Annotated in this window: 20 protein-coding genes and 1 pseudogene; 4 read left to right on the top strand and 17 right to left on the bottom strand. The window is 71.9% G+C overall.

Features of this window, described 5'->3' with window-relative positions:
• Window positions 1-35: 35 nt before the first annotated feature.
• The 5 genes from ffh to ABZ899_RS18420 all read right to left on the bottom strand — a co-directional run bounded on the left by ffh (window position 36) and on the right by ABZ899_RS18420 (window position 7654).
• Window positions 36-1589: a signal recognition particle protein gene (ffh, locus tag ABZ899_RS18440; RefSeq protein WP_361346899.1), complete on the bottom strand. Its 1554-nt coding sequence runs from the start codon at window positions 1587-1589 to the stop codon at window positions 36-38.
• An 84-nt stretch (window positions 1590-1673) separates the two neighbouring features.
• Window positions 1674-4121, bottom strand: coding sequence for a [protein-PII] uridylyltransferase (locus tag ABZ899_RS18435; RefSeq protein WP_361346896.1), 2448 nt, complete (start codon window positions 4119-4121; stop codon window positions 1674-1676).
• Window positions 4122-4146: 25 nt separating this feature from the next.
• Entirely contained in the window at window positions 4147-4485 is a 339-nt protein-coding gene (locus ABZ899_RS18430) for a P-II family nitrogen regulator (RefSeq protein ID WP_316757905.1), read from the bottom strand.
• Window positions 4482-5828, bottom strand: a complete 1347-nt coding sequence (locus tag ABZ899_RS18425; RefSeq protein ID WP_361346893.1) for an ammonium transporter — start codon at window positions 5826-5828, stop codon at window positions 4482-4484. The genes ABZ899_RS18430 and ABZ899_RS18425 overlap by 4 nt, the downstream gene beginning before the upstream one ends.
• A 332-nt stretch (window positions 5829-6160) precedes the next feature.
• Complete coding sequence (locus ABZ899_RS18420; protein ID WP_361346890.1) at window positions 6161-7654, bottom strand: hypothetical protein; 1494 nt, start codon at window positions 7652-7654, stop codon at window positions 6161-6163.
• 459 nt (window positions 7655-8113) lie between these two features.
• On the opposite strand from ABZ899_RS18420, the gene ABZ899_RS18415 reads away from it, so the two are divergent.
• Window positions 8114-8770 (top strand): bifunctional DNA primase/polymerase, encoded by a 657-nt coding sequence (locus tag ABZ899_RS18415; protein ID WP_361346887.1) that lies wholly within the window; start codon window positions 8114-8116, stop codon window positions 8768-8770.
• 97 nt (window positions 8771-8867) lie between these two features.
• Here the strand turns inward: ABZ899_RS18415 and ftsY are convergent, their stop codons facing one another.
• Window positions 8868-10076, bottom strand: coding sequence for a signal recognition particle-docking protein FtsY (gene ftsY, locus ABZ899_RS18410; protein ID WP_361346884.1), 1209 nt, complete (start codon window positions 10074-10076; stop codon window positions 8868-8870).
• Between the two features lie 107 nt (window positions 10077-10183).
• On the opposite strand from ftsY, the gene ABZ899_RS18405 reads away from it, so the two are divergent.
• Window positions 10184-11155 carry an LLM class flavin-dependent oxidoreductase gene (locus ABZ899_RS18405; protein ID WP_361346882.1) on the top strand — a complete coding sequence of 324 codons (972 nt, stop codon included), beginning with the start codon at window positions 10184-10186 and terminating at the stop codon, window positions 11153-11155.
• Window positions 11156-11269: 114 nt separating this feature from the next.
• On the opposite strand, the gene ABZ899_RS18400 is transcribed toward ABZ899_RS18405, so the two are convergent.
• From ABZ899_RS18400 to ABZ899_RS18385, 4 genes are all read right to left on the bottom strand, one after another.
• Window positions 11270-12685 (bottom strand): sugar porter family MFS transporter, encoded by a 1416-nt coding sequence (locus ABZ899_RS18400; RefSeq protein WP_361346879.1) that lies wholly within the window; start codon window positions 12683-12685, stop codon window positions 11270-11272.
• A gap of 233 nt (window positions 12686-12918) precedes the next feature.
• Entirely contained in the window at window positions 12919-16473 is a 3555-nt protein-coding gene (smc, locus tag ABZ899_RS18395; protein WP_361346876.1) for a chromosome segregation protein SMC, read from the bottom strand.
• A gap of 253 nt (window positions 16474-16726) precedes the next feature.
• Complete coding sequence (locus tag ABZ899_RS18390) at window positions 16727-16930, bottom strand: hypothetical protein (protein WP_055623302.1); 204 nt, start codon at window positions 16928-16930, stop codon at window positions 16727-16729.
• A gap of 381 nt (window positions 16931-17311) precedes the next feature.
• Window positions 17312-17590 carry an acylphosphatase gene (locus tag ABZ899_RS18385; RefSeq protein ID WP_361346873.1) on the bottom strand — a complete coding sequence of 93 codons (279 nt, stop codon included), beginning with the start codon at window positions 17588-17590 and terminating at the stop codon, window positions 17312-17314.
• 152 nt (window positions 17591-17742) lie between these two features.
• Between ABZ899_RS18385 and ABZ899_RS18380 the strand changes: the two genes are divergently transcribed.
• Entirely contained in the window at window positions 17743-18885 is a 1143-nt protein-coding gene (locus tag ABZ899_RS18380) for a CAP domain-containing protein (protein WP_361346870.1), read from the top strand.
• A 428-nt stretch (window positions 18886-19313) separates the two neighbouring features.
• Here the strand turns inward: ABZ899_RS18380 and ABZ899_RS18375 are convergent, their stop codons facing one another.
• The 6 genes and pseudogenes from ABZ899_RS18375 to ABZ899_RS18350 form a co-directional block, all read right to left on the bottom strand.
• On the bottom strand, window positions 19314-19667 hold the full coding sequence (locus ABZ899_RS18375) for a hypothetical protein (protein WP_361346867.1): 354 nt from the start codon (window positions 19665-19667) through the stop codon (window positions 19314-19316).
• Window positions 19664-19914 (bottom strand): annotated as a pseudogene (locus ABZ899_RS18370) (IS256 family transposase); the annotation flags it as partial. The gene ABZ899_RS18375 and the pseudogene ABZ899_RS18370, both read right to left, overlap by 4 nt.
• 233 nt (window positions 19915-20147) lie before the next feature.
• A complete protein-coding gene (locus ABZ899_RS18365) occupies window positions 20148-20285 on the bottom strand; it encodes a hypothetical protein (RefSeq protein WP_361346864.1) in 138 nt (45 codons plus the stop codon).
• 541 nt (window positions 20286-20826) lie between these two features.
• Window positions 20827-22209, bottom strand: a complete 1383-nt coding sequence (locus ABZ899_RS18360) for an MATE family efflux transporter (protein ID WP_361346861.1) — start codon at window positions 22207-22209, stop codon at window positions 20827-20829.
• Between the two features lie 38 nt (window positions 22210-22247).
• Entirely contained in the window at window positions 22248-22406 is a 159-nt protein-coding gene (locus ABZ899_RS18355) for a hypothetical protein (protein WP_361346858.1), read from the bottom strand.
• A gap of 256 nt (window positions 22407-22662) precedes the next feature.
• Window positions 22663-23247, bottom strand: coding sequence for a flavodoxin family protein (locus ABZ899_RS18350; protein ID WP_361346856.1), 585 nt, complete (start codon window positions 23245-23247; stop codon window positions 22663-22665).
• A gap of 131 nt (window positions 23248-23378) precedes the next feature.
• Here ABZ899_RS18350 and ABZ899_RS18345 point away from each other — a divergent pair, with 131 nt between their 5' ends.
• On the top strand, window positions 23379-23780 hold the full coding sequence (locus ABZ899_RS18345) for a helix-turn-helix domain-containing protein (protein WP_361346853.1): 402 nt from the start codon (window positions 23379-23381) through the stop codon (window positions 23778-23780).
• Here the strand turns inward: ABZ899_RS18345 and mutM are convergent.
• Entirely contained in the window at window positions 23753-24613 is an 861-nt protein-coding gene (mutM, locus tag ABZ899_RS18340; RefSeq protein WP_361346850.1) for a bifunctional DNA-formamidopyrimidine glycosylase/DNA-(apurinic or apyrimidinic site) lyase, read from the bottom strand. The two genes, ABZ899_RS18345 and mutM, sit on opposite strands and share 28 nt — an antisense overlap.
• Between the last annotated feature and the right edge of the window lie 34 nt (window positions 24614-24647).

The following is a 24647-nucleotide window of genomic DNA, read 5'->3' as shown; positions in this document are numbered from 1 at the left end:
GAGGGAGAGACGCCCTGCGCGGCGTACGGGAGCGGTCAGCCCATGAACTTCTTGAACTCGTCCGGGAGCTCGAAGTCCTTGCCGGGCTGCTGGCCCGGCACACCGAAGGCTCCGCCACCCTGCGCGGCGGCGGCGCGGCGGGCGGCCTCCTCCTGCTCCTGCTGCTTGCGCTTCATCGGGTTGCCGGAGCGCTGCTTGCCCTTGCTCTTCTTCGGCTGCTTCTTGCTACGGCCGGGGCCGCCGCCCATGCCCGGCATCCCCGGCATGCCGGGCATCCCGCCGCCCTGGGCCATGCGGGACATCATCTTGCGGGCCTCGAAGAACCGCTCGACCAGGTTCTTCACGGCGCTGACCTCGACGCCGGAGCCCTTGGCGATACGGGCGCGCCGCGAGCCGTTGATGATCATCGGGTCCTGGCGCTCGCCCGGCGTCATCGACTTGATGATCGCGGCGGTGCGGTCGACGTCCCGCTCGTCGAGGTTGTTGATCTGGTCCTTGATCTGGCCCATGCCGGGCAGCATGCCGAGCAGCTTGCTGATGCTGCCCATCTTCCGGACCTGCTCCATCTGGGCCAGGAAGTCGTCCAGGGTGAAGTCCTGGCCCTTCTTGGACGCCAGCTTGGAGGCCATCTTCTCGGCCTCTTCCTGACTGAACGTCTTCTCCGCCTGCTCGATCAGGGTGAGCAGGTCACCCATGTCGAGGATGCGGGAGGCCATCCGGTCGGGGTGGAAGGCGTCGAAGTCGTCGAGCTTCTCGCCGTTGGAGGCGAACATGATCGGCTTGCCGGTGATCTGCCGGATCGACAGGGCCGCACCACCGCGGGCGTCACCGTCGAGCTTGGAGAGCACCACGCCGTCGAAGCCGACACCGTCGCGGAAGGCCTCGGCGGTGTTGACCGCGTCCTGACCGATCATCGCGTCGACGACGAAGAGGATCTCGTCCGGGGAGACGGCGTCGCGGATGTCCGCGGCCTGCTGCATCATCTCCTGGTCGATGCCGAGACGGCCGGCGGTGTCGACGACGACGATGTCGTGGACACGGGACTTGGCGAAGTCGATGGAGTCCCTGGCGACCTTCACCGGGTCGCCGACGCCGTTGCCCGGCTCGGGCGCGTAGACCGCGACACCGGCGCGCTCGGCGACGACGCTGAGCTGGTTCACGGCGTTCGGGCGCTGGAGGTCGGCGGCGACCAGCAGCGGCGAGTGGCCCTGCTCCTTCAGCCACCGGCCGAGCTTGCCCGCGAGGGTGGTCTTACCGGCACCCTGCAGACCGGCCAGCATGATCACGGTGGGCGGCTGCTTGGCGAAGCGCAGCCGGCGGGTCTCGCCGCCCAGGATCGTGACGAGCTCGTCGTTGACGATCTTCAGGACCTGCTGGGCCGGGTTCAGCGCCCGGGAGACCTCGGCACCGAGGGCCCGCTCCTTGACGTTCTTGATGAACGTCCGCACGACGGGCAGCGCCACGTCCGCTTCGAGGAGCGCGATACGGATCTCGCGCGCGGTGGCGTCGATGTCCGCTTCGGAGAGCCGTCCCTTGCCACGCAGGTTCTTGAAGGTCGCTGAGAGGCGATCGGAAAGAGTATCGAACACGGCGCTCGCGGTCCTCGGGGTCGGTGGCAGCTGGGAATCGCCTTCCAGGGTATCCCGGCGGCACAGGTGGCCGGGATCCCCCGGTCACCCTCGCAGCGTCTCCTCCAGCTTGCGGGCCACGGACACGGCCTCCTCGTCGGGCAGGGGCGCCCCCTCGGGACCTGTGACGTAGAAGGCGTCGACGGCGTTGGCGCCCAGCGTGCTGACGTGCGCGCTGCGCACCCGCACGCTCGCGTCCTCCAGCGCGCGGCCGATCCGGAACAGCAGGCCCGGCGCGTCCTGGGCGCGCACCTCGATGACGGTGGCCAGCCGGGACGCCGCCGGATGCACGGTGACCCGGGGCGGTGGCGCCATGACACCCCGCCGGCGCGGGTAGGCGGCGTCCCGCTCCGCGAGCTTCCCGGCGATGTCCAGCGAGCCGTCCAGGGCCCGGACGAGGTCGGCGCGCAGCCGGGTCGCCTGCGGCAGGGAGCCGTACTCGGCGGCGACCCGCCAGTTCAGCAGGAGGACGGAGCCGTCGACGCCGTCGGGCAGGTCCAGGGCCCTCAGCTCGGCGGTGCGCACGGTCAGCCGGTGCATGGCGAGGACGCCGGCGACGGCGGGCAGCACGCCCGGCTGGTCGGGGACGGCGATCAGGAGCTCCACACCGAGCGGTTCCGGGTCCCCGGCGGACCCGTCCCCGGCCGGTGGCTCCGTCTGGGCGCGCAGGGCCAGGACGGGGCTGCCGACGGCGATCGCCTCCAGGGCGAGACGTTCCTGCTCGGCGGTGGGCGCGGCGGCCTCGGGCTCGTCCGGGACGTCCCCGGCGAGTACCGCGCCGACCCGTTTGACGAGGTCGGCGACGAGGGAGCCGCGCCAGGCCGACCAGGCGGCGGGGCCGGTGGCCAGGGCGTCCGCCTCGGTCAGGGCGTGCAGCAGCTCCAGCGTGCCGGGCGTGCCGACCGCGTCGGCGACCGCGCGGACGGTCGCCGGGTCCTCCAGGTCGCGCCGGGTGGCCGTCTCGACGAGCAGCAGATGGTGGCGGACGAGGGTGGACAGGACCGCCACGTCGTCGCGGTCGAAGCCGATCCGGGCGGCCATGTCCTTGACGATGATCTCGCCGGCCACCGAGTGGTCGCCGGGCCAGCCCTTGCCGATGTCGTGCAGCAGCGCGGCGACCAGCAGCAGGTCGGGACGGTGGACGCGGCGGGTGAACGCGGAGGCGCGTACGGCGGTCTCGATGAGGTGCCGGTCGACGGTCCAGATGTGCACGGCGTTGCGCTGCGGGCGGCAGCGCACCCGTTCCCAGTCGGGCAGGAAGTGGGTGATCAGCCCTTCGGCCTCCAGGGCCTCCCAGACCTCCACGGTCGGCCGGCCCGAGCCCAGCAGGGTGACGAGCTGTTCGCGTGCCTCGGCGGGCCAGGGGGTGGGCAGCGGGCGCACCCCGGTCGCCATGCGCCGGACGGCGTGCAGGGAGAGCGGGAGCCCGGCTTGGGCGGCGGCGGCCGCGGCGCGCAGCGGGAGCACGGGGTCGCGGTCGGGGCGCGCGGCGCGGGCGAGCACCACCTCGCCGTCCTGCTCGACGACGCCCTCGGCCAGCGGGGAGCGTTCCGCGGTGGGCTTCCCGCCGCCCAGCATGGCCCGCAGCCTCGGCCGTACCGCGCGGGCCCGCAGCACACGGCCCACCTCGCGCCAGGTGACGTCGCTGGCGTACGAGATGACCCGGGCCGCCTCGTACACCTGGCGCAGCAGGGTGTCGGCGTCGAGCAGCCCCAGCTCGGCGGCGACCTGGTCCTGCTCCTGGAGGGCGAGGCGGTCGGTGGCCCGGCCGGTGGCCAGGTGCAGCGCGTCCCGGACGTCGAGCAGCCGGCGCCGGGCGTCGGCGAGGCCCTCGCGGGGGGCGTCCGCCAGCCAGGACGCGGCGACGGCGCGCAGGATGGTGGCGTCCCGCAGTCCGCCGCGGGCCTCCTTGAGATCGGGTTCCAGCAGGTACTGGAGTTCGCCCTGCCGCTGGGCGCGCTCGGCGGACAGCTCCTGGAGCTCGGGCAGCCGCTTGGCCGCCTGGTTGCGCCAGTCGGCGAGGACGGCGGTGCGCAGTCCCGTGGTGAGGCCGAGGTCGCCCGCGAGGTGCCGGGCGTCCAGCAGGCCGAGCTGCACCTTGAGGTCGTCGGCGGCGGTCTTGCGGGCCTCGGCGGGGGTGCGCACGGAGTGGTCGAGGGCGAGGCCGAGGTCCCAGACCGGGTACCAGATCCGGTCGGCGAGGGTGGCGACCGCCGTGCCGTCGCCTCCGTCGTGCAGCAGGAGGAGGTCCAGGTCGCTGCGCGGGGACAGCTCGCCGCGGCCGTAGCCGCCGACGGCGACCAGGGCGACGCCCCGCATGCTGCCGGCGCCCGCGGCGAACAGGCCGTTCAGCCACTCGTCGGTGAGCTGGGCGAGGGCGGAGCGGCGCGGCGGCCCGGACCGCACCCCCTCGGTGAGGAGGCGCAGCCGGGCCGCCGCGTAGCCGCTGGGTCCCGAGTCCTCTGCTTCGTCACGCACATCCGTACTCGACACCCGGCAGCTCCTGTTCTTCTTCTGTTCAGAGCGCGTCGGGGCCGCGCTCGCCGGTCCTGACCCGTACGGCCGCCTCGACCGGCAGGGACCAGACCTTGCCGTCACCGATCTTGCCGGTGCGGGCCGCCTTGACGATGACGTCGATCAGCTGCTCGGCGTCGTCGTCCTCGGCCAGGACCTCGATGCGGATCTTCGGGACCAGGTCGACGGTGTACTCGGCACCCCGGTAGACCTCGGTGTGGCCCCGCTGACGACCGTAACCGCTGGCCTCCGTGACCGTCAGGCCGTGCACTCCGAAAGCCTGGAGGGCTTCCTTGATCTCGTCGAGCCGGTGGGGCTTGACGACGGCGGTGATGAGCTTCATGCGTCCACCTTCTTGCTCTCGGCCGCGGCGACCGGGGCAGAGGCCGCGGCGGTACGGGCGGCACCGCCACCGGCACCGCTGAAGTCGTATGCGGTCTCGGCGTGCTCGGCCTGGTCGATGCCGGCGATCTCCTCGTCCTCGGAGACGCGCATCCCGATCGTCTTGTCGAGCAGGAAGGCGAGGACCGCGGAGGCGATCAGCGAGTAGGCGAGGACGCCGAAGACACCGGCGCACTGCTTCCAGAACTGGTCCAGGCCGCCGCCGTAGAAGAGGCCGGCCACGTCGGACTGGCCGCCGCCGGTGGCGAAGAAGCCGATGAGCAGGGAGCCGATGACGCCGCCGACGAGGTGGACGCCGACGACGTCGAGGGAGTCGTCGTAGCCGAACTTGTACTTCAGGCCGACCGCCATGGCGCACACGACACCGGCGATGACGCCGACCGCGATGGCGCCGAGCGGGGAGACCGCGCCGCCCGACGGGGTGATGGCGACAAGGCCGGCGACCGCGCCGGAGGCGGCACCGAGGGTGGTGAACGCGCCGTGGCGGATCTTCTCGTAGGCGAGCCAGCCGAGGACGGCGGCAGCGGTGGCGACCTGCGTGTTGACGAACATCAGCGCGCCGACGCCGTCGTCGTTGCCGAGCCATGAACCGGCGTTGAAGCCGAACCAGCCGAACCAGAGCAGACCGGCGCCGAGCATGACCAGCGGGAGGCTGTGCGGGCGCATCGGGTCCTTCTTGAAGCCGACGCGCTTGCCGATGACGAGGATCACGCCGAGCGCCGCGGCACCCGCGTTGATGTGGACGGCCGTACCGCCGGCGAAGTCGATCACACCGAGCTCGAAGGCCCAGCCGCCCGCGCCCCAGACCCAGTGGGCGACCGGGAAGTACACGATCGTGACCCACAGCGTGACGAACAGGGCCCACGCGGTGAACTTCACGCGGTCCGCGAGCGCGCCGCTGATCAGGGCGGGCGTGATGACGGCGAACATCAGCTGGAAGACGGCGAAGACGTAGACCGGGATGGTGTAGCCGTCCCAGAGCTGCGTCAGCCCGACCCCGCTGAGGCCCACGAAGTCGGAGGACCAGCCGATGAGGCTGCCGGAGTCGGTGCCGAACGCCAGGGAGAAGCCGTACAGCACCCACAGGATGGTGACGATCCCCAGGCTGATGAAGCTCATCATCAGCATGTTCAGGGTGCTCTTGACGCGGACCATGCCTCCGTAGAAGAAGGCCAGGCCCGGGGTCATGAGCATCACCAGGGCGGAACAGATGAGCATGAAGCCTGTGTTGGCGGACGACAGCGTGGGTGCGTCCGCCGCAAGCGTGATGGCGGCTGATGCCATCGGCGTCTCCTCGTCGTTGGTACGGCCCCGTGCGGGCGAAGCCTGAGCGGAATGAGGGGTGGGCCGGTTATGCGCCAAGAGATTGGCGCAGCGCGGTTTCGGTGGAAGCCCCTCGTTGTTTCGCCGCCGTGACGAAGGCACCTCGCGTGTTACGCGTCGATGAACCGCCGGATCCGGGTCCGCCGGATCGTTATCGTGGCGCAACCTTCGTGGAGGGATGCAAACCGGCCGCGGTCGGCCTTCCGATGACCTGGCATGGGGGAGCCGAGTCGGGCAGTTCGGGAGGGCCGGCCGCGGCCGGGGTCAGGGGTGCCCTGGGCACACGCGCGTGGTCAGACCGCCTCCGCGGTCTCGGGCAGTTCCACGGCGAGCTTCTCGGTCAGGTCCACGACCTCGGCCAGTGCCCCGAAGTCGCGTACGGCCGTGTCGACCGTCTTTCGGATACGAGTGTTCACACGCTCGGAGCGGACCTTCTTGGCGATCCGCATGGCGCGCTCGGCGTAGCCGACGCTCTGCTCGGGCTCGCGCCGCAGCAGGTGCACGGTGGCCATGCCGATGAGGTTCAGCGCGTACGACCGCTGGTGCTCGCCGTCCTGGGCGAAGAGGTCCACGGCCCGCTGCATCACGGGTTCGGCGAGCGAGGCGTACGCGGGGCTGCGGCCGGCCACGTAGGCCAGGTCGCGGAAGGAGTGGGAGTTCTCCCCGTGCAGCTCGGCCTCGGAGAAGAAGCGGATCCAGTCGGGGTCCGGCTCGTCCCACTCGTCGGCCTCGGCGAAGGTGTCCTCGGCCATCCGGACGGCCCGCTTGCACTTGCCGGGCTGGCCCATGTTGGCGTAGGCGCGGGCCTCCATCGCATACAGCATCGACTGGGTGCGGGGGCTCGCGCAGTCCCGGCTGCCGTACTGAGCGAGGTGGATCAGCTCCAGGGCGTCGTCGGGCCGGCCCAGGTGGATCATCTGGCGGCTCATGCTGGACAGGACGTACGACCCGAGCGGCCGGTCACCGGCCTCCTTGGCGGCGTGCAGCGCGAGGACGAAGTACTTCTGCGCGGTGGGCTGGAGCCCGACGTCGTACGACATCCAGCCGGCCAGCTCGGCGAGCTCGGCGGCGACCTTGAACAGCTTCCGGGTGGTGGCCTCCGGCTGGGGCTCCTGGAGCAGGTCGGTCACCTCGTGCAGCTGCCCGACGACGGCCTTGCGGCGCAGACCGCCCCCGCACTGGGCGTCCCACTGCCGGAACATCACCGTGGTGGACTGCAGCAGGTCCAGCTCGGGCTTGGACAGGCGCCCGCGGGCCCGGGAGGACGGGACGGCCCGGGAGTCGCGGTCGGCGCCGGCCGGGGCCGGGACCAGCCAGCGCTGCATCGGCTCGATCAGCGCCGGGCCCGCGGAGAGGGCGAGCGAGCTCCCGAGGAAGCCGCGCCGCGCGAGCATGAGGTCGCTGCGGGAGAACTCGCTGAGCAGGGCGACGGTCTGGGGGCCGGTCCAGGGCAGGTCGACGCCGGACACGGACGGTGCCTGGCGGGCGGTGCGCAGGCCGAGGTCCTCGACGGAGACGACGCAGCCGAACCGCTCGGAGAACAGCTCGGACAGGATCCTCGGGATCGGCTCGCGAGGGTTCTCCCCGTCCAGCCAGCGGCGGACGCGGGAGGTGTCGGTCGAGATGTGGTTGGCGCCCAACTGGCGGGCCCGGCGGTTCACTTGGCGGGCCAGCTCGCCCTTGGACCAACCGCTGCGCACGAACCAGGAGGAGAGGAGGTCGTTCGGGCGCTTGTCAGCGTGCGACGCGCCGGTGGCACTTGTACCGCTTCCGTCGTTGCCGCTCACTGGAACGCCCCCATCCCTTGGACCACTTGTCACCGAGTGCGCCAAGCCCTATCAGAATGCCGGTAAACACGGTCGCCCGTCCGGCAGTTGTCACCCTTCGAACGGAAAGCCGACTTGCCCGCGGCATACCCACAAGTGCATGTGCCCCGAGGCTCCGTGCACACACAGTAATCCTACGATCACTGGCGCAGCCATGGCGTTCGCGGAATCGCCACCATTCGCCACCCCTTCGAATGAACTCACGTACGCCGCAACGCGATTCACTTGACATAGGACGGCCGGAAGCAGGCGGAGCGGAGCATTCAGGGGCGCGTGTCACCAGTCCCACCACCCCGCACACTCCAACGAGCCGCATTGGAGCACGCGGCGCCCGGGGTATCCGGCCATCCAGAGAACACAGAGGGTCACGATCCGCTTTCACGCCGTAACCAGCGGCGTGCTGGACCCGTTGGAGGGGGCATGGGCTTCACGATCGGCGGTATCCGGGAGATCCGATCCGGCGCGCGTCGGCGCGGCCGCTCCTCGGAGTGCACCACCGTGGCCGAGTTCACCGGGCTGTGGGGCTGGGACGTGGTGCCCGGCACGCGGGCCACGGGCGGCGCCTGCTCGTGCGGCCGCTCCGGCTGCGAGGCCCCCGGCGCCCACCCTCTGGACTTCGCCCCCCTCATCCCGGCCGGGGCCACGCTCGACGAGGTCAGCAAGGCGTGGTCGGAGTACCCCGGCGCCTCGGTGCTGCTCCCCGTCGGGCGGACGTTCGACGTCATCGAGGTGGCCGAGCCGGCCGGCCGCCGGGCGCTGACCCGGCTGGAGCGCATGGGACTCCCCCTCGGCCCGGTCATCGCCACCCCCGGCGGCCGCGCCCAGTTCCTGGTCGCCCCCGGCGCCGCCGCCGAGCTCCACGACCTGCTCTACCGCATGGGCTGGGACGATCGCACCCACCTCGACCTGCACGGCCTCGGCCCCGGCAGCCACGTGACCGCGCCCCCCTCCGACCGGGGCGGCCTCGGCTCCGCCCGCTGGCTGCGGCCGCCGTCCCTGGACACGGCGACGAAGCCGCCGGCGGCGCGCCTGCTCCTCGGCACGCTGGCCTACGTGGCCCACCGCTCACGCGCTTAGGTCGTGTCCCAGCCGTCACAGCGAAGCGCCCGCCCCCAACTGCACCTTGGGTGGCGGGCGCTTCTTGCGCGGCGGGACGGGTTCGCGGCTGGTGGTGTCACTCCCCGATCAGGGCGTCGACGAACGCCTCGGGCTCGAACGGCGCCAGGTCGTCGGCGCCCTCGCCGAGCCCGATCAGTTTGACCGGGACACCCAGCTCGCGCTGGACGGCGATGACGATGCCGCCCTTGGCGGTGCCGTCCAGCTTGGTGAGCACGATGCCGGTGATGTCGACGACCTCGGCGAAGACACGGGCCTGCACCAGGCCGTTCTGCCCGGTGGTGGCGTCGAGCACGAGCAGCACCTCGTCGAGCGGCGCCTGCTTCTCCACGACCCGCTTGACCTTGCCGAGCTCGTCCATGAGGCCGGTCTTGGTGTGCAGCCGCCCGGCGGTGTCGATGAGGACGACGTCGGAGCCCATCTCCTTGCCCTCCTTCACCGCGTCGAAGGCGACGGAGGCGGGGTCGCCGCCCTCGGGTCCGCGCACGGTGTAGGCGCCGACGCGATCGCCCCAGGTCTGGAGCTGGTCGGCGGCGGCGGCCCGGAAGGTGTCGGCGGCGCCGAGGACCACGCTGCGGCCGTCGGCCACGAGGACGCGGGCGAGCTTGCCGGTGGTGGTGGTCTTGCCGGTGCCGTTGACGCCGACGACCATCACGATGCCCGGCTTGCTCGCCTCGGGCTCGGTGTGGACCGTGCGGTCCATGTCGGTGCCGACGAGCTTGAGCAGCTCCTCGCGCAGCAGACCGCGCAGCTCGTCGGGGGTGCGGGTGCCGAGCACCTTGACCCGCTCGCGCAGGCCGTCGACCAGCTCCTGGGTGGGGGCCACGCCGACGTCGGCGGTGAGCAGGATGTCCTCGATCTCCTCCCAGGTCTCCTCGTCCAGGTGCTCGCGCGACAGGAGCGTGAGCAGCCCCTTGCCGAGGGCGTTCTGGGAGCGGGAGAGCCGGGTGCGCAGCCGGACCAGGCGGCCGGCGGTCGGTTCCGGCACCTCGATCGCGGTCGGCGGGAGTTCCTCGGCGACGGGCGGTTCCTCGACGGTCGTCGTTCCGCCGCCCGGAAGATCCACCTCCTCTATGGTCCGGCGCTCTTCGTCGCGCGGTGTCTCGGCCTCGTCGCCGACGTGCGGCTCGGCCGGTGGGGCGGTGATGTCCGGGGCGGCGGGCGGCGGCGGGGGCAGCTGCTTCTTGCGGCGGGTGCCGACGACGAGCCCGCTGATCGCGCCGAGCACGACCACGGCGATGACTACAGCAAGGATGACGATGTCCATAACCCGACCAGTATCGGCCATGGAGCGCCGCGACACCCCTATGGATGTCTGACACACCGTCAGCTATGGTCCGCCGTGCCACCCGCCCCGGCGAAGGGGGAGCCCCCATGCCCGTCTCGGTCGTGCGTTTCAACCTGGTCGAGCCCGACGCGACCCCCGCCTCGCTGTCCGCCCGCTACCGGGCCGCCCTGGAGATGGCCGCCTACGCCGACGGGCACGGCGTGACCACCGTCCAGACGGAGGAGCACCACGGCGCCGGGAACAACTGGCTGCCGTGCCCCTTCGCCTTCGCCTCGGCGGTCTTCGGCGCGACCCGGAACATCGCCGTCACCGTCTCCGCGATCATCGGCCCGCTGCACGATCCGCTGCGGCTCGCCGAGGAGATCGCGGTCCTGGACCTGCTGAGCGGGGGCCGGCTGGTGACGGTGGCCGGGATCGGGTACCGGCCGGAGGAGTACGCCATGTTCGACGTGGAGTGGAAGCGGCGCGGCCGGCTCCAGGACGAGCTGCTGGAGACACTGCTGCGGGCGTGGACCGGCGAGCCCTTCGCGTACCGGGGCCGCACGGTCCGGGTCACCCCGCGCCCGCTCACCGAGCCGCACCCCCCGCTGCTGGTCGGCGGCTCCTCGAAGGCCGCCGCCCGCCGGGCCGCCCGGCTCGGGCTGCCGTTCTTCCCGAGCGCGCACCTGCCGGAACTGGAGGCCTACTACACCGAGCGGCTGGCCGAGTACGGAACGGAGGGGTGGGTGATGATGCCGGCGACCGAGACGCCCCTGCTGCATCTGGCCGAGGACCCCGACCGGGCCTGGGCCGTGTACGGCCGGCACTTTCTGCACGAGGCCCGCACCTACGCCTCCTGGCAGTCCGGGGAGATCCACTCGGCGGTGCGGTCGGCGGCCACGACGGTCGCCGAGCTGCGGGCCGAGGGCGTGTACCGGATCGTCACGCCCGAGGAGTGCCTGGCGCTGGACCTCGGCCATCACGTCCTGCACCCGCTGGCCGGCGGGATGCCGCCGGAGGAGGGGTGGCGGAGCCTGCGGCTGTTCTGCGAGCGGGTGCTGCCCGTCCTCGGCGCCTGAGCGGGCCGGCACGACGGCGCCGCCCCGGCTCGGGCAGTGGCCGAGCCGGGGCGGCGGCGGGTTACGGGGAGAGGGGCGGCGGGGACTTGGCCCTTCTCCCCGGGTCGGGGGCGGTCAGCCCATCTCCTCCAGCTTCTTGCCCTTGGTCTCGGGCACGAACTTGAGGATGAAGGGGATGGAGAGGAAGGCGAACACCGCGTACATGACGTAGGTGAGCGACAGGTTCCACTCCGCCAGGTCCGGGAAGGTGATCGTGATCACCCAGTTGGCGATCCACTGGGCCGAGGCGGCCACGCCCAGGGCGGCGGCGCGGATCTTGTTCGGGAAGACCTCGCCGAGCATGACCCAGACGACCACGCCCCAGGACAGGGCGAAGAACAGGACGAACGCGTTGGCGGCGATCAGCGCCACGTAGCCCTGCGCGGTGGGCAGCGGGTCATTGCCGTGCTGGAAGGAGAAGGACCAGGCGGCCGCCGCCAGGGAGACGCCCATGCCGATGGAGCCGATGAGGGCGAGCGGCTTGCGGCCGAGCCGGTCGACGAAGATCATCGCGATCACGGTGCCGAGGATGTTGACGATCGAGGTCTCGAACGAGTAGAAGAACGAGCTCGACGGGTCGACGCCGACGGACTGCCACAGCAGGTTCGAGTAGTAGAAGATGACGTTGATGCCGACCAGCTGCTGGAAGACGGACAGGCCGATACCGATCCACACGATCGGCAGCAGGCCGAAGCGGCCGCCCAGCAGGTCCCGGAACGTGGACTTGTGGTCGCTGCGCATGGCCTGGTCGATCTCGGCGACGCGGCCGTCCAGGTCGATGTCGCCCTCGACGTCCGCGAGGACCTTCTTGGCGGCGGCGATCCGGCCGACGCTGATCAGGTAGCGCGGGGACTCGGGGATGGCGAAGGAGAGCAGCCCGTAGACGAGGGCGGGCACCAGCATCACGCCGAGCATCCACTGCCAGGCCTCCAGGCCCGCGACCTCTCCGCGCTCGGCGCCGTCGGCCAGGTTGAGGATGGCCCAGTTGACGAGCTGGGAGACGGCGATGCCGATGACGATAGCGGCCTGCTGGAACGAGGCCAGCCGGCCGCGGTAGGCGGGCGGGGCGACCTCGGCGATGTAGGCCGGGCCGATGACCGACGCCATACCGATGGCGATACCGCCGAGCACACGCCAGGCGGCGAGGTCCCAGGCGGCGAAGGGCAGCGCGGACCCGACGGCGCTCACGGCGAACAGCACCGCCGCGATCTGCATGACGCGGATACGGCCGATGCGGTCGGCTATGCGGCCGGCTATCGCCGCGCCCAGGGCGCTGCCGAGCAGAGCGCTGGCCGCGACGGTCCCGGTGACGCCGGAGCTGAGGTCGAACCGGGCCTGGATGCCGCCGTTGGCTCCGTTGATGACGGAACTGTCGTAACCGAAGAGGAAGCCGCCCATGGCGGCCGCCGCGGTGATGAAGACGACGTGCCCGAGATGTTCGGGGTGAGCCGCTCGGGCTCGTGCGGGCTGCGCCTGCGCTGTGCTGGTCACGTGTAACTCCTCGGGCCCCCGGCAACGCTGCCGGGTGGGGGGGTAAGCCCCTTCAGGCCGTGATACCTGAAGGAAAAAGCAACGCTGGTGACCCTAATCCTTCAAGTTCCGAAGTCAATAGGCTGAGGAGTGTGACTTCGAAGTCGGCAACAGGGAAGCGATGCGTTCATTTCTTGAAGAATTGAAGGTGAAGGGCAGCAGCGAAGGGCCCGGCGGGAGGGCGGGGAGAGCGCTCAGCGCAGCCGCTGGCTGATGACCTTCGACACCCCGTCGCCCTGCATGGAGACGCCGTACAGCGCGTCGGCGACCTCCATCGTGCGCTTCTGGTGCGTGATCACGATGAGCTGCGAGGCCTCCTGCAACTCCTGCATGATGCGGATGAGCCGCTGGAGGTTGGTGTCGTCGAGGGCGGCCTCGACCTCGTCCATGACGTAGAACGGGCTCGGCCTGGCCTTGAAGATCGACACCAGCAGGGCGACCGCGGTCAGCGAGCGCTCGCCGCCGGAGAGCAGGGACAGCCGCTTGACCCTCTTGCCGGGCGGCCGGGCCTCGACGTCCACGCCGGTGGTGAGCATGTTGTCCGGATCGGTCAGGACCAGGCGTCCCTCACCGCCCGGGAAGAGCCGGCTGAAGACGCCCTCGAACTCGCGTGCGGTGTCCCGGTACGCCTCGGTGAAGACCTGCTCGACGCGCTCGTCGACCTCCTTGACGACCTGGAGCAGGTCCGCGCGGGTCTTCCGCAGGTCCTCCAGTTGCTCGCTGAGGAACTGGTGCCGCTCCTCCAGCGCCGCGAACTCCTCCAGTGCGAGCGGGTTGACCTTGCCGAGCTGCTGGTAGGCGCGCTCGGCGGCCTTGAGCCGCTTCTCCTGCTCGGCGCGGACGAAGGGCTTGGGCCGGTTGCGCGGATGCTCGGGGTCCTCCGGGAGCTGCTCCCCCTCAGCGGGCAGGGACGGCGGTACGAGCTGGTCGGGGCCGTACTCGGAGACCAGTCCCGCCGGCTCCACGCCCAGCTCCTCCAGAGCCTTGCTCTCCAGCTGCTCGATCCGCATCCGCTTCTCGGCGCCCAGGACCTCGCCGCGATGGACGGAGTCGGTGAGCTTGTCCAGCTCCGCCTTCAGATCCCGGCCCTCGGTGCGGGCGGCCGCCAGCTCCTGCTCGCGCCGCGCCTTGGCGGCCTCGGCGGCCGCGCGCTCCCGCTCGGCGCGGCCCAGCGAGACCTCGACGTGGGCGAGGAGCTGCCGGGCGCCGGCCGCGACGGCCTCGGCGACGGCCGCCTCGTGCCGCAGCCGCGCCCGCCGCTGCTCGGCACGCGCGCGTGCCTCGCGTTCGGCGCGGGCGGCCCGGTCCAGCGAGTCGGCCCGTCCGGCGAGTCCCTTGACCCGTTCCTCGTGCGTACGGACCTGGAGACGGGCCTCCATCTCGGTCTGCCGCGCGTTGGCGCCGTCGGCGGCGAGCCGGTCGCGCACCGAGGTGTCCGGTTCCTCCTCGACCGGCATCTCCTCGGCGACGGCGAGCCGTTCCGCCAGCTCCTCGACCTCCTGGAGCGCCCGGTCGAGCGCCTCCTGGGCCCGGGCGGCGGCGGCAACGGACCGCTCGGCCTCACCGGCGGCACCGCGCGCCTGCCCGGCGAGCCGGCCGAGCTGCTGGGCGACGGCCGACTTCTCCCGGTCGGCGGCCCTGCGCCGCTCCCCCAGCTCCTCGACGAGCGCGGCGCATTCCCGGCGCCGTTCGGCGGCCGCGTGCTCCGCCTCGGTCAGCTCCTCGCACCGCACGGCCAGCTCGTCCAGCTCGGCGGCGGCCTCGTCGACGGACGCCTGCACCTCCAGCAGGCTGGGCGCACCGGCGGAGCCGCCGTGCGCGAAGTGGGCGCCGAGGAGATCGCCCTCGGCGGTGACGGCCGTCAGCTCGGAATGGGCGTGGACGAGGTCCTCGGCGTCCTCCAGGGTGCCGACGACGACGATCCCCCGCAGCAGGCGGCGTACGGCGGGCATGAGCTCGGCGGGTCCGATGACGAGGTCGGCGGCGTAGCGTCCCGCGGGCGCGGGTGCCGGCTCCGGCGCGGGCGCGGGCGCACCGGCCGTCAGGAGCGAGGCCCGGCCCCCGTCCTGCTTGCGCAGCAGCCGGATCGCCTCGGCGGCGGCCGAGGGGGACGTCACCGCGACCGCGTCCGCCGCGGACCCGAACGCGGCGGCGAGCGCCACCTCGTGTCCCGGTGCCACCGTCAGCAGTTCCGCCGCCGGGCCGAGCAGCCCTGTCAAGCTCTCCCGCGCGCCGAGCAGGGCGCCCGTGCCGTCCTTGCGGCGCAGGCCCAGGGCCAGGGTCTCGTGCCGGGCCTGGGTCGCGGCGCGGCGGCGTTCGGCGGCGGTGGCGGCCTCGCGGGCCGCCGTCAGCACGAGATCCGCCTCGGCGAGACCCCGCTTGGCCGTCTCGTGCCGCTCGCCGAGCTCGGCGTCACCGGCGTCCAGCCCGTCGACCTCGGCCTTCAGGGCCTCGTACTCCTCCTGGGCGGCGACCGCCCGCTCCTGCGCCTCGTCGCGGGCGGCGGCCAGCCGGTCGATCTCGGCCTGCGCGGAGGCTGCGCGCGAGCGGGCCGCGTTGACCTGGCCGTTCAGCCGGGCGAGGCCCTCGCGGCGGTCGGCGATGGCGCGGGCGACGTCCTTCAGGCGGCGTTCCTCCAGAGCGAGCTCGCGCTCCAGTTCGGCCCGGTGCGCGACCGTGTCCTCCAGGGCGCGTTCGGCCGCCTCCAGGGCCGCTTCCAGCTCGGCCTCCTGCTCGCGGACACGTGCGGCCTCCCGCTCCATGTCCTCGGGGTCGCGGCCCCGGCGCTCCTCGGGCGGCGCGGACGTGGCGCTCTTCACCCGGGCGTCGGCCAGCGAGATCGTGCCGCGCACCCGCTCGGCAAGCTGGGACAGCTCGTACCAGGTCTGCTGGGCCCGCTGGAGCCGCGGGGCGAGCCGGCGCACCTCGTCCTCCAGGGCCGCCTCCCGCTGGAGCGCCTTCTTCAGCTCCTGCTCGGCGGACTCCTTGCGGGCCTTGAGCGCGGCCTCGTCCGCGACCTCGGCGTTCAGCGCCTCGCGCAGCCGTACGAGGTCGTCGGCGAGGAGGCGCAGCCGGGCGTCGCGCAGGTCGGCCTGGATGACGGCGGCCCTGCGCGCGACGGCGGCCTGGCGGCCGAGGGGCTTGAGCTGGCGCCGGAGTTCGTCGGTGAGGTCCTGCACGCGCGCGAGGTTGGCCTGCATCGCGTCCAGCTTGCGCAGCGCCTTCTCCTTGCGCTTGCGGTGCTTGAGGACGCCGGCCGCCTCCTCGATGAAGGCCCGGCGGCCCATCGGGTCGGCGTGCAGGACGGAGTCGAGCTGGCCCTGGCCGACGATGACGTGCATCTCTCGGCCGATACCGGAGTCGGAGAGCAGTTCCTGGATGTCGAGCAGCCGGCAGGTGTCGCCGTTGATCTGGTACTCGCTGCCGCCGTTGCGGAACATGATCCGCGTGATCGTGACCTCGGCGTACTCGATGGGCAGGGCCCCGTCGGAGTTGTCGATGGTCAGCGACACCTCGGCGCGGCCCAGCGGCGGGCGGCCGGTGGTACCGGCGAAGATGACGTCCTCCATCTTGCCGCCGCGCAGCGACTTGGCGCCCTGCTCGCCCATGACCCAGCTGAGCGCGTCCACCACGTTGGACTTGCCCGAGCCGTTCGGTCCGACGACGCACGTGATCCCCGGCTCGAACCGGAGCGTGGTCGCCGAGGCGAACGACTTGAACCCGCGGAGGGTCAGGGCCTTGAGGTGCACGCCGCCGGACTCTACCGTCCGGCGATGTCTCGCTCCATGAACGTGCGGTTTCGCCGGTGAACGCTGAGGGCACACCAGACGTTGAAGAAGGTGAAAGGATGCGCGGGGCAATAAGACGGGGGGAAAGAAAGAAGGGACGCCGAAGCGTCCCTTGCATTTTCTGACGACTGGAAGCCCAGTCGTCCGACGGATTGCCGAGCGGTTGATACGGGCCGCCCGACCACTGCCGTGCTTTCGTGGAGCGATGCAGTGATCAGGTGAGCGCAGGCTCCGCCTGGTGTGCGTCGATGCTCTCCATGATCCTGTCGTGAGAAGCGGCAGCCGTCAGCGCCTCGTTCTCGGCCTGGATCCGTACGAGCTCGGATTCCAGGTCCTGGACACGCTGCTGGAGCCGTCGCATCTCGGCGAGGAGTCGCGGGTCGGAGCCGCCGACGTAACCGAGAAGCGCCTTTGCCATGATGGATGGTCCTCCACACTGAGTGACCGACCGATGCGGTGTGGGTCGTGAGGGATTCGCACCCGTGGTTGCTTGACGGGGCGTGGGTTGTACTGCCGTTCAGCCACGCCAAACAGCCGAGGTGCGCGGGGACTTTCAGCGTCTCACCAAAAAGTTTGACGGTCAACACGATCACGCCCCGTATTGGCGGGCGAACCCGGGGGCACACGGCCGGACGGCGGCACGCGGCGACTCCTGCGGGCCCCTCGGGGCGTGACGATCACCGTGAGAGCGGAGCTTGCCACTACGCGCGCTTCTTGGCAACCACCTGCTCATTTCTGCTTCGGGCAGGTGCCGGTGGCATGTCCCTCCGCTTCCGCGGGGCCGGCGCGCGGCCTCGCGTCACCGGACGGCGAAGCCGTCGTAGCCGCCGCGCGGTGTGTCCCAGATCTCGGTGACGCCGTCCACCCGCCCGGGCGTGTCGCCGTGGAGCCAGTCGAGCAGTTCCTCGCAGCCCTTTCGGGGGCCCTCGGCGACCACCTGGACCCGGCCGTCGTCCAAATTGAGAGCAAAACCACTCAGGCCGCCGATCTCGAGCGCCTTGGCCCGCGTGAACCAGCGAAAACCCACACCCTGGACACGTCCACGCACCCAGGCGACCAGCCGCACATCCTCGCTCATGACTGCAACCTAACGGGCCAATGTCCCTCGGGGCACTTCCTCCCCTGGCGCCATGCGGTACCGTCCCGACCCAATGAATCTCATTTGAAACTCACCTGATCGTGTGAGTTCCGTGGGGGCATGAAGACCGCAGGGACCAGGAAGGCCAGGACATGGGACGCCACCGACGCTCCGCCGCCGGCCGCGCCGCCACGGGCCGCGCCGCGGGGGGCACACACACGGACGGCTCGTACACGCACGGCGATGATCCGCTGAACCCACGGGGCGACCGGCCCGCCATGGGCATCGCGCCCTACCTGAACCCGGAGGCGTACGCCGAGGCCTACGCGGCGAGCGACGCCTACCTTTTCGCCACGGACGAGGGCTACGACCGGATCACCGCGACCACCACCTTCCCGGGCGACGGCACCACCACCGCCTTCCACAGCGAGGGCTTCACGCCCGACGTCGGCAGCCGGCTGCCGGGCGGCTCGCACCGCCGCCGCAAGAAGGGCCCGGCCCCGGTGAAGACGGGTCTGCTGGGCGTCTCGGCCGCGGTGGCCCTGGGGACGGTCGCGGTCGCCACCGGTGTGGTGCCCGGCATCGACAACTACCAGCTCGGCGGCGGCAACGGCACCGACCGGGTGCAGGCCGCCGACAGCCCGACCAACGCGCCGAACGAGCTCGGCGGTACGTCGGGCAGCGCCGAGAGCCACGAGAGCGGCGGCACGACGAGCCGGGACGTCGAGCGGCCCGCCTCGCCCGCTCCGTCCACCACGTCGTCCGCGCCGACGAAGACGCCGTCGAAGAAGCCGTCGGCGACGCCCAGCGAGAAGCCGAAGGACACGCCGTCGCGTACGGCCACCAAGGCCCCGCAGAAGCCGGCGAAGCCCCCGAAGGCCGAGGAGCGCACCAGCGCCCCGGTGACGGTCTCCGCGGAGGCCGCCGCCGCGGCCGAGGTCCTCCGGCTCGTCAACGAGGAGCGCGCCCAGGTGGGCTGCACCCCGCTGGCCGCCAACAGCGCCCTGGCCGACCTGGCGCAGGACTTCAGCGAGGACATGGCCCAGCGCGGCTTCTTCGACCACACCGACCCGAGCGGCGCCTCCCCGTGGGACCGCGCGGCGAAGGCCGGCGTCACGGACCTCGGCGGCGAGAACATAGCCCGCGGCCAGGCGGATGCGGCTTCGGTCATGGAAGCCTGGATGAACAGCCCCGGCCACAAGGCCAACATCCTGAACTGCGACTTCAAGACCCTGGGAGTCGGCGTCCACATGGGCCCGGGCGGACCTTGGTGGACGCAGGACTTCGGGTACTGAGGCAGCCCCAGGTCGGAGAGCCGTCGTTCCGCCAGCCTCAGCGGCAGAGCGACGGCTTCATGGCCGACCCCCGACAGTCCCACCCTCCGCGCCCCGTGTGGCGAGAGGATCATGGTGCGGGCCAGCCTTGGTGGATCAGGGCGACTTGTGAGGGCAAGGGCATGACCGGATAGACAGTGCCGCCACGCGACCAGTTCGCGAGCAGGCCCTCGGTGCTGTCGACGGCAGAGACGATCATCATGACCGGCATGTCGTTGTCGCCCCAGGTGTTCCACAGGGCCCAGCCCTCCGGACGGGGTTCGACGCCGAGGCGCGTGCACGCGTCCTCGTACGTCTCCGTCTACCCGGTCGGCATCGCGTCGGGACGGAGCACGACCACTCCGGCGAGCTTGACCGAGGAATAGTCAAGACCTGTGGATTCGGTGTGGTCAGCGATAGCGCGGGAGTCCGCCGAGGTCCGGAAGCTCGTCCTCGAAGTCGCAGGCGGCAACGGCGTCGAGGCCCCGGTTCCAGAATGCTGTGAGCAGGCGCGCCACCGCTTCGACGAGGACGGGGCCGGGGTCGTCGGCTTCCACCTCGATCGTGAACGGCCACCCGATGAAGTCGGCGGCCAGCCCGTCGTCCGGGTTGTCCCGGATCTCGAAGACCATCCGACCTGATCGGACCGTGTAGTGATCGTCGGCGGAGGCGCCGAGAGTCGCCGCGACGAGCGCGGTCACGGACTCGCGATTGCCGCCTCGCAGGTAGATCTGGTAGTCCCCGTAGTCCTTCGCTGTGTTCACGTGGCCTGCTCCTGTCGCTCGACCAGGATGCCGTTCTCGACCGAGCGCCGGTGCGGACCGGGGGGACCAGGTGGGCGCCGGTGATCGCGCGCCAGCGTGTCTGGGCGGACTCGACGAGCTTGAACACCATCGCCAGAGCGGCGGCTGGACTGCCGGCCCCATGGGCGACCTTGGTCCGCAGCTTCATCGTGGAGAACGTTGACTCGATGGGGTTGGTGGTCCGCAGGTGGATCCAGTGCTCGGCCGGCAACGACAGCCCGCGCGAGGCGTTCCACCTCGCGCAGATGGTCCAGTTCCGTCATCTCCGGTCGTGTCACACCGCGCAGTGTGTCACCGGACCTGCCGGGCGACATCGGGTTTTGTCCGTGCCGGGCGGGCAGGCCGCGTCAAGCGTGGCCGAGGGGTTCCTCGACGTCGGGTCGGCGTCCAGGTGCGCTCCTGCTCCATGCCCGGGATGAAGTCCTGCCGCAGGAATGACACTCAGGCGTCCGCGCCGAGCAGGCCCAGGCGCGCTGTCCGGTCGGTCTCTTCGCGTTGCGGCCGCCCCAGGGCGTCCAGCACGTCGGCCGGGGCCGCGCCGTAGACGTCGTCGCACTGGAGCCGCAGCCGTGGCGCCAACGGCGCGCCCGTCCGCGCCGAAGCCGACCTTGCGCTGACGCTCGGGAAGCCGCAACGGCGCGCTGCAACAGGCCAGTTGCGCGAGCCAACGGGCGGCCGGCTCCGACCGGGCGGTCGTCGGCCCAGACGCACGTCCAGGTCGTGAGGTCGCCGTGACGCATGATCAGCCCGGGCCGCCGGCGGGCGTCCGGGGCGGACCGGACGGCTTCCGGCGAGGGCCGGAAGTCACGCACGGCGTCGTCGCGCGGTCACCGCCCGAGCGCCGTGACGCCCTCGACGGTGCGGAGCGCCCGCGGCCACGGGACAGCCCGTCGTCGCCGCGCAGCAGGGACACCGCCTCGTGACCGTCCACGGAACCGTCACCGAGAGCGCGCGGCGCGCCGACGAATCCTCCCTGCTCCAGGTGGCGCGGCAGTTCGCGCACGGCGGGGCTCCACAGGCGCCACGGCCTGAGAATGGTCCCACCCGGCGCATCGCCGAAAGGCCACCGCGCACCGACTCACTGTCCTGGATCATGGGAATCGTGGTGAGCGGCGGCAGCTCAACGACCCGGCGTGACCTTCGGACCGGTCGTGCTCCGGGGGGTGCTGTCGTACCTGCTGTGCCGGTGGAAGGAGTACGCCTTTCCGGCCGTCTGGAGGAAGTTGGCGAGGGCAAGGGCCGCCCAGAGGGCGGTGAGGCCCCCGGCTGTGGCGAGCGGTTCAGCGGCGGCCGCCAGGACTCCGTAGCAGACGGCGGTCGTCACGAAGCTCGGCACCGTGCGCTTGAGGCCGATGAGGCCGAAGCCGACGACCGCCTGCGCGGCGTCGGTGACGACCACGGCCAGCACCCACGGCAGGAGGTCCCTGATCTGCTGCCGTACGCCGGCGTCGCCGGTGAACAGCGGGACCACCCACGCGCTGAACACGATCACCGCCGTCCCGATGCACCCCACGACGGCCAGTGCCAGCCACGTCCCCGCCCGGACGCTGCGCCGGATGTTCGCGCTGTCGCGCTCCGCCGCGTACGCGGACACCAGGGGGATGGTGGCCTGGCCGACCGCCACCGCGGCGGTGAAGATCAGGTTCACCAGGGAGATCCCGACGCTGTGCACCGCCGCGCTGTCCGACCCGATCCGGGCCGCGGCGAACGTCAGGACACCCAGGACGGCGAACTTGACGAGGACGGTGCCGGCGAGCGGGATCCCCACGGCACCCAGCTTCCAGACCCGCCGCAGGTCCGGCCGGCCCGGGCGCAGAGAGCGGCCGGACAGTGCCGTGCACCGGCGGAGGGCCAGGTGGTTGGCGACGGCGGTGATCAGGCTGGAGGCCAGCATGGCGATGCCCGCCCCGCTCAGGCCAAGGCTCGGCAGCGGGCCCGGGCCGCCCACGAGAAGGACGGACAGCGTGGCCGACACGGCGGTGCCGAGCAGTCCGGCCCGCATCACCGACGTCGAGCGTCCCAAGGCGACCAGGACCGAGGTGGCCGCCGAGGTGACCGCGACGGCGAGCACACTCGCGGCCAGCAGGTAGGGAAAGCTCCCCAACTCGTCGAGGGTGGTACGGGTAACCCCGGTCACCCGGCCGATCAGCGGCACCGCCGCGACGGCCGCCGCCGCGAGGCCACCCACGAGGACCGCCAGCCACATCCCGCTGTGCACCACGGGCAGGAGCCGGTCGGGGTCGTCCTTGCGGGGCGCGACGAACGGCATCACCCCGCGCAGCGCGCCCGCCACGGTCGCGGTGGCCGGGCTGAACGCCGCCATGGTGACGGCGAAGGCGGCCAGGGCGACGGTGGCATGGTTGCCCAGCAGAGCGGTGTCCACCAGGGCTCCGGCCGACGCGGCGATCATCGTCAGGTAAAGCGGCAGCGCGGCCGCCACCAGCCCGGCCCACGTACTCCGCCCGGCTCGCCCGCTCCCCTTGCCGATCACGGTCCCGATCATCACACCTGGGGGGCCGGCGGAGGGGCGGGACGTGGAACTCAGCCCTCGGCCGGGCCCGGTGACCCCAGGGCCGAGGTGTAGGCGCCCGTGGTGACGAGGCGGTCGATGACCTCGGTCGTCGCGGGGAGGCCGGGGTCCCGAACCACCATGTTGTCCCAGCCGTCGAAGGACTCGCACGCGTCCTGCCGGCGGTCCATGAGGCGCGCGCCTCGCCGAGCGTGGTCACGCTCGACGACCAGCGCCGCCCGTCCGGGAAGGTCACCCGCGCGTCGACGCTGCACACCTCGTCGAGGTCCTCCCCCGCGCCCGGTACGAAGCAGGTCTCGTCATCCGACCTGCGCACCCGGTGGAGCGGGCCGTCCCCCATGTCTCCCCCGGCCCCCGCCCCACCGGCCGGCTCGGTGGGCACCCGACGGCGGGTCACGGAACTCGTGCGCGGAGTTTCCCGGGCCGTCAGGCCGCCGCACGCCCCAGCGCGAACGTCCTCGCCGTCTCCGCCACCCTGCGGCCCAGGTGTTCCGCCGTCGCCACGTCGGCCTTGTGGACGGCGTCCGGGGCCGCGTCGACGTCGGTCTGGGCGGCGGCGCCGGCGAAGACGCCGAGGCGGTTGAGGTCGTTCTCGGAGGCGGCGCTGTGGTTCCAGCCGGGGAGCAGGCCCAGGTTGATCCAGTGCATGCCGAGCTGTGCGGCGAGGATCTGGAAGAACTGCAGGGTGTGCAGCTTGTCGCCGCTCTTGGAGCCGGAGTTGGTGAAGCCGGCCGCCAGCTTGTCCTTCCACGCCTGGTCGGCCCAGCGCTTGGAGGTCGCGTCCGCGAAGGTGTGGAAGGCGCCGGACGCGGTGCCCATGTAGGTCGGCGAGCCGAAGACGATCGCGTCGGAGCGGTCGAGGAGGGCCCACTGCTCCTCCGTGATCTCGTCCACCTTGATCAGGTGCACCTCGGCCCCGGCCTCGGCGGCACCGGTGCGCACGGCCTCGGCGACGACGGCGGTGTGGCCGAAGCCGGAGTGGTAGACGATGGAAACGACAGGGGTGGTCACAGGGGACTCCTGGGGTGCGGGAAGGACCGGGCGCCGGTGACGCGCCCGTCGATGACAGTAACCAGAGGAAAGCACTAACTATTCGAAAGCGCAACCCTCGCGATAGCGCTGCATACGCGTACGCTGTCCGCATGGAGAGCACCCAGGAGCGCACGGCGGAGCAGCAGCTTCCGTACAACGTGTTCGCCAGGACCTGTCCGTCGCGCGGCACGCTGGAGCACGTCACGGGCCGCTGGGGCGGACTCACGCTGAGCGCCCTGTACGAGGGGTCGCTGCGGTTCAACGAGCTGCGCCGCAGGGTCGACGGCGTCAGCGAGAAGATGCTGTCCCAGACGCTGCACGCGCTGGAGCGCGACGGCCTGGTGCACCGGGACGCGCAGCCGACGAACCCGCCGCGCGTGGACTACGAGCTGACTCCGCTGGGCCGTGGTGTGGCCGAGCGGCTGATGAGCCTCATCCAGTTCGTGGAGGGGCAGATGGACGACGTGCTCACGGCACGACGGCACTACGACGAGACGCGCGGCGCCCTCTGACACGTCGGGCAGAAGTAGCTGGACCGGTTCATCCACGGCCGGCGCCGCATGGGCGTGCCGCAGCGCTTGCAGGGCAGGCCCTCACGCCCGTACGCGTCGAGCGAGCGGTCGAAGTAGCCGGACTCACCGTTGACGTTGACGTAGAGGCTGTCGAAGCTGGTGCCGCCCACCGCGAGGGCCGCGTTCATCACGTCCCGCGCGTGGCCCAGGAGTTCCCGCGTGCGCGGGCGGGTCAGGGTCGCCGTCGGGCGGTCGTAGTGCAGCCGGGCACGCCACAGGGCCTCGTCCGCGTAGATGTTGCCGACCCCGCTGATCAGCGACTGGTCGAGCAGGGCCCGCTTGACGGTCGTGCGCCTGCGCCGCAGCGCCTGGTGGAACGCCTCGTCGTCGAAGAGCGGGTCCAGCGGGTCGCGGGCGATGTGCGCGATGACGTCGGGCAGGCCGTCGGCGGTGGTGTCGTGCAACGACAGACCGCCGAAGGTCCGCTGGTCGACGAAGCGGAGTTCGGTGCCGAGGTCGTCGGCGAAGCGCACGCGGATGCGCAGGTGCTTCTCCGCGGGAGCCGTGTGCGGCTGCACCAGGAGCTGGCCGCTCATGCCGAGGTGCGCCAGGATCGCCTGGCCGGTGTCCGCCAGGGGCAGCCACAGGTACTTGCCGCGCCGGCTGGGGACACCGACGCGGTGGCCCTTGAGGCGGTGCGCGAAGTCGTCGGCGCCCGCGACATGCCGGCGCACGGCACGCGGGTGCAGCACCTCGGCGTCGGCGACCGTGCGGTGGGCGACCCAACGTTCCAGGCCACGCCGGACGACCTCGACCTCGGGCAACTCGGGCATGGGACTCCCCTGTTCACACCGTGCGGATACGGGC

Source organism: Streptomyces sp. NPDC046859, from assembly GCF_040645135.1.
In the GTDB taxonomy this organism is placed as follows: domain Bacteria; phylum Actinomycetota; class Actinomycetes; order Streptomycetales; family Streptomycetaceae; genus Streptomyces.
This window is presented reverse-complemented; position numbering and strand designations above follow the sequence as displayed.

Excerpts from the sequence above, each read along its gene's own strand:
- ABZ899_RS18430 (WP_316757905.1), bottom strand. The coding sequence starts at position 4,485 with ATGAAGCTCATCACCGCCGTCGTCAAGCCCCACCGGCTCGACGAGATC.
- ABZ899_RS18425 (WP_361346893.1), bottom strand. The coding sequence starts at position 5,828 with ATGGCATCAGCCGCCATCACGCTTGCGGCGGACGCACCCACGCTGTCG.
- ABZ899_RS18415 (WP_361346887.1), top strand. The coding sequence starts at position 8,114 with ATGGGCTTCACGATCGGCGGTATCCGGGAGATCCGATCCGGCGCGCGT.
- ftsY (WP_361346884.1), bottom strand. The coding sequence starts at position 10,076 with ATGGACATCGTCATCCTTGCTGTAGTCATCGCCGTGGTCGTGCTCGGC.
- ABZ899_RS18405 (WP_361346882.1), top strand. The coding sequence starts at position 10,184 with ATGCCCGTCTCGGTCGTGCGTTTCAACCTGGTCGAGCCCGACGCGACC.
- ABZ899_RS18390 (WP_055623302.1), bottom strand. The coding sequence starts at position 16,930 with ATGGCAAAGGCGCTTCTCGGTTACGTCGGCGGCTCCGACCCGCGACTC.
- ABZ899_RS18385 (WP_361346873.1), bottom strand. The coding sequence starts at position 17,590 with ATGAGCGAGGATGTGCGGCTGGTCGCCTGGGTGCGTGGACGTGTCCAG.
- ABZ899_RS18380 (WP_361346870.1), top strand. The coding sequence starts at position 17,743 with ATGGGACGCCACCGACGCTCCGCCGCCGGCCGCGCCGCCACGGGCCGC.
- ABZ899_RS18360 (WP_361346861.1), bottom strand. The coding sequence starts at position 22,209 with ATGATCGGGACCGTGATCGGCAAGGGGAGCGGGCGAGCCGGGCGGAGT.
- ABZ899_RS18355 (WP_361346858.1), bottom strand. The coding sequence starts at position 22,406 with ATGGACCGCCGGCAGGACGCGTGCGAGTCCTTCGACGGCTGGGACAAC.
- ABZ899_RS18345 (WP_361346853.1), top strand. The coding sequence starts at position 23,379 with ATGGAGAGCACCCAGGAGCGCACGGCGGAGCAGCAGCTTCCGTACAAC.
- mutM (WP_361346850.1), bottom strand. The coding sequence starts at position 24,613 with ATGCCCGAGTTGCCCGAGGTCGAGGTCGTCCGGCGTGGCCTGGAACGT.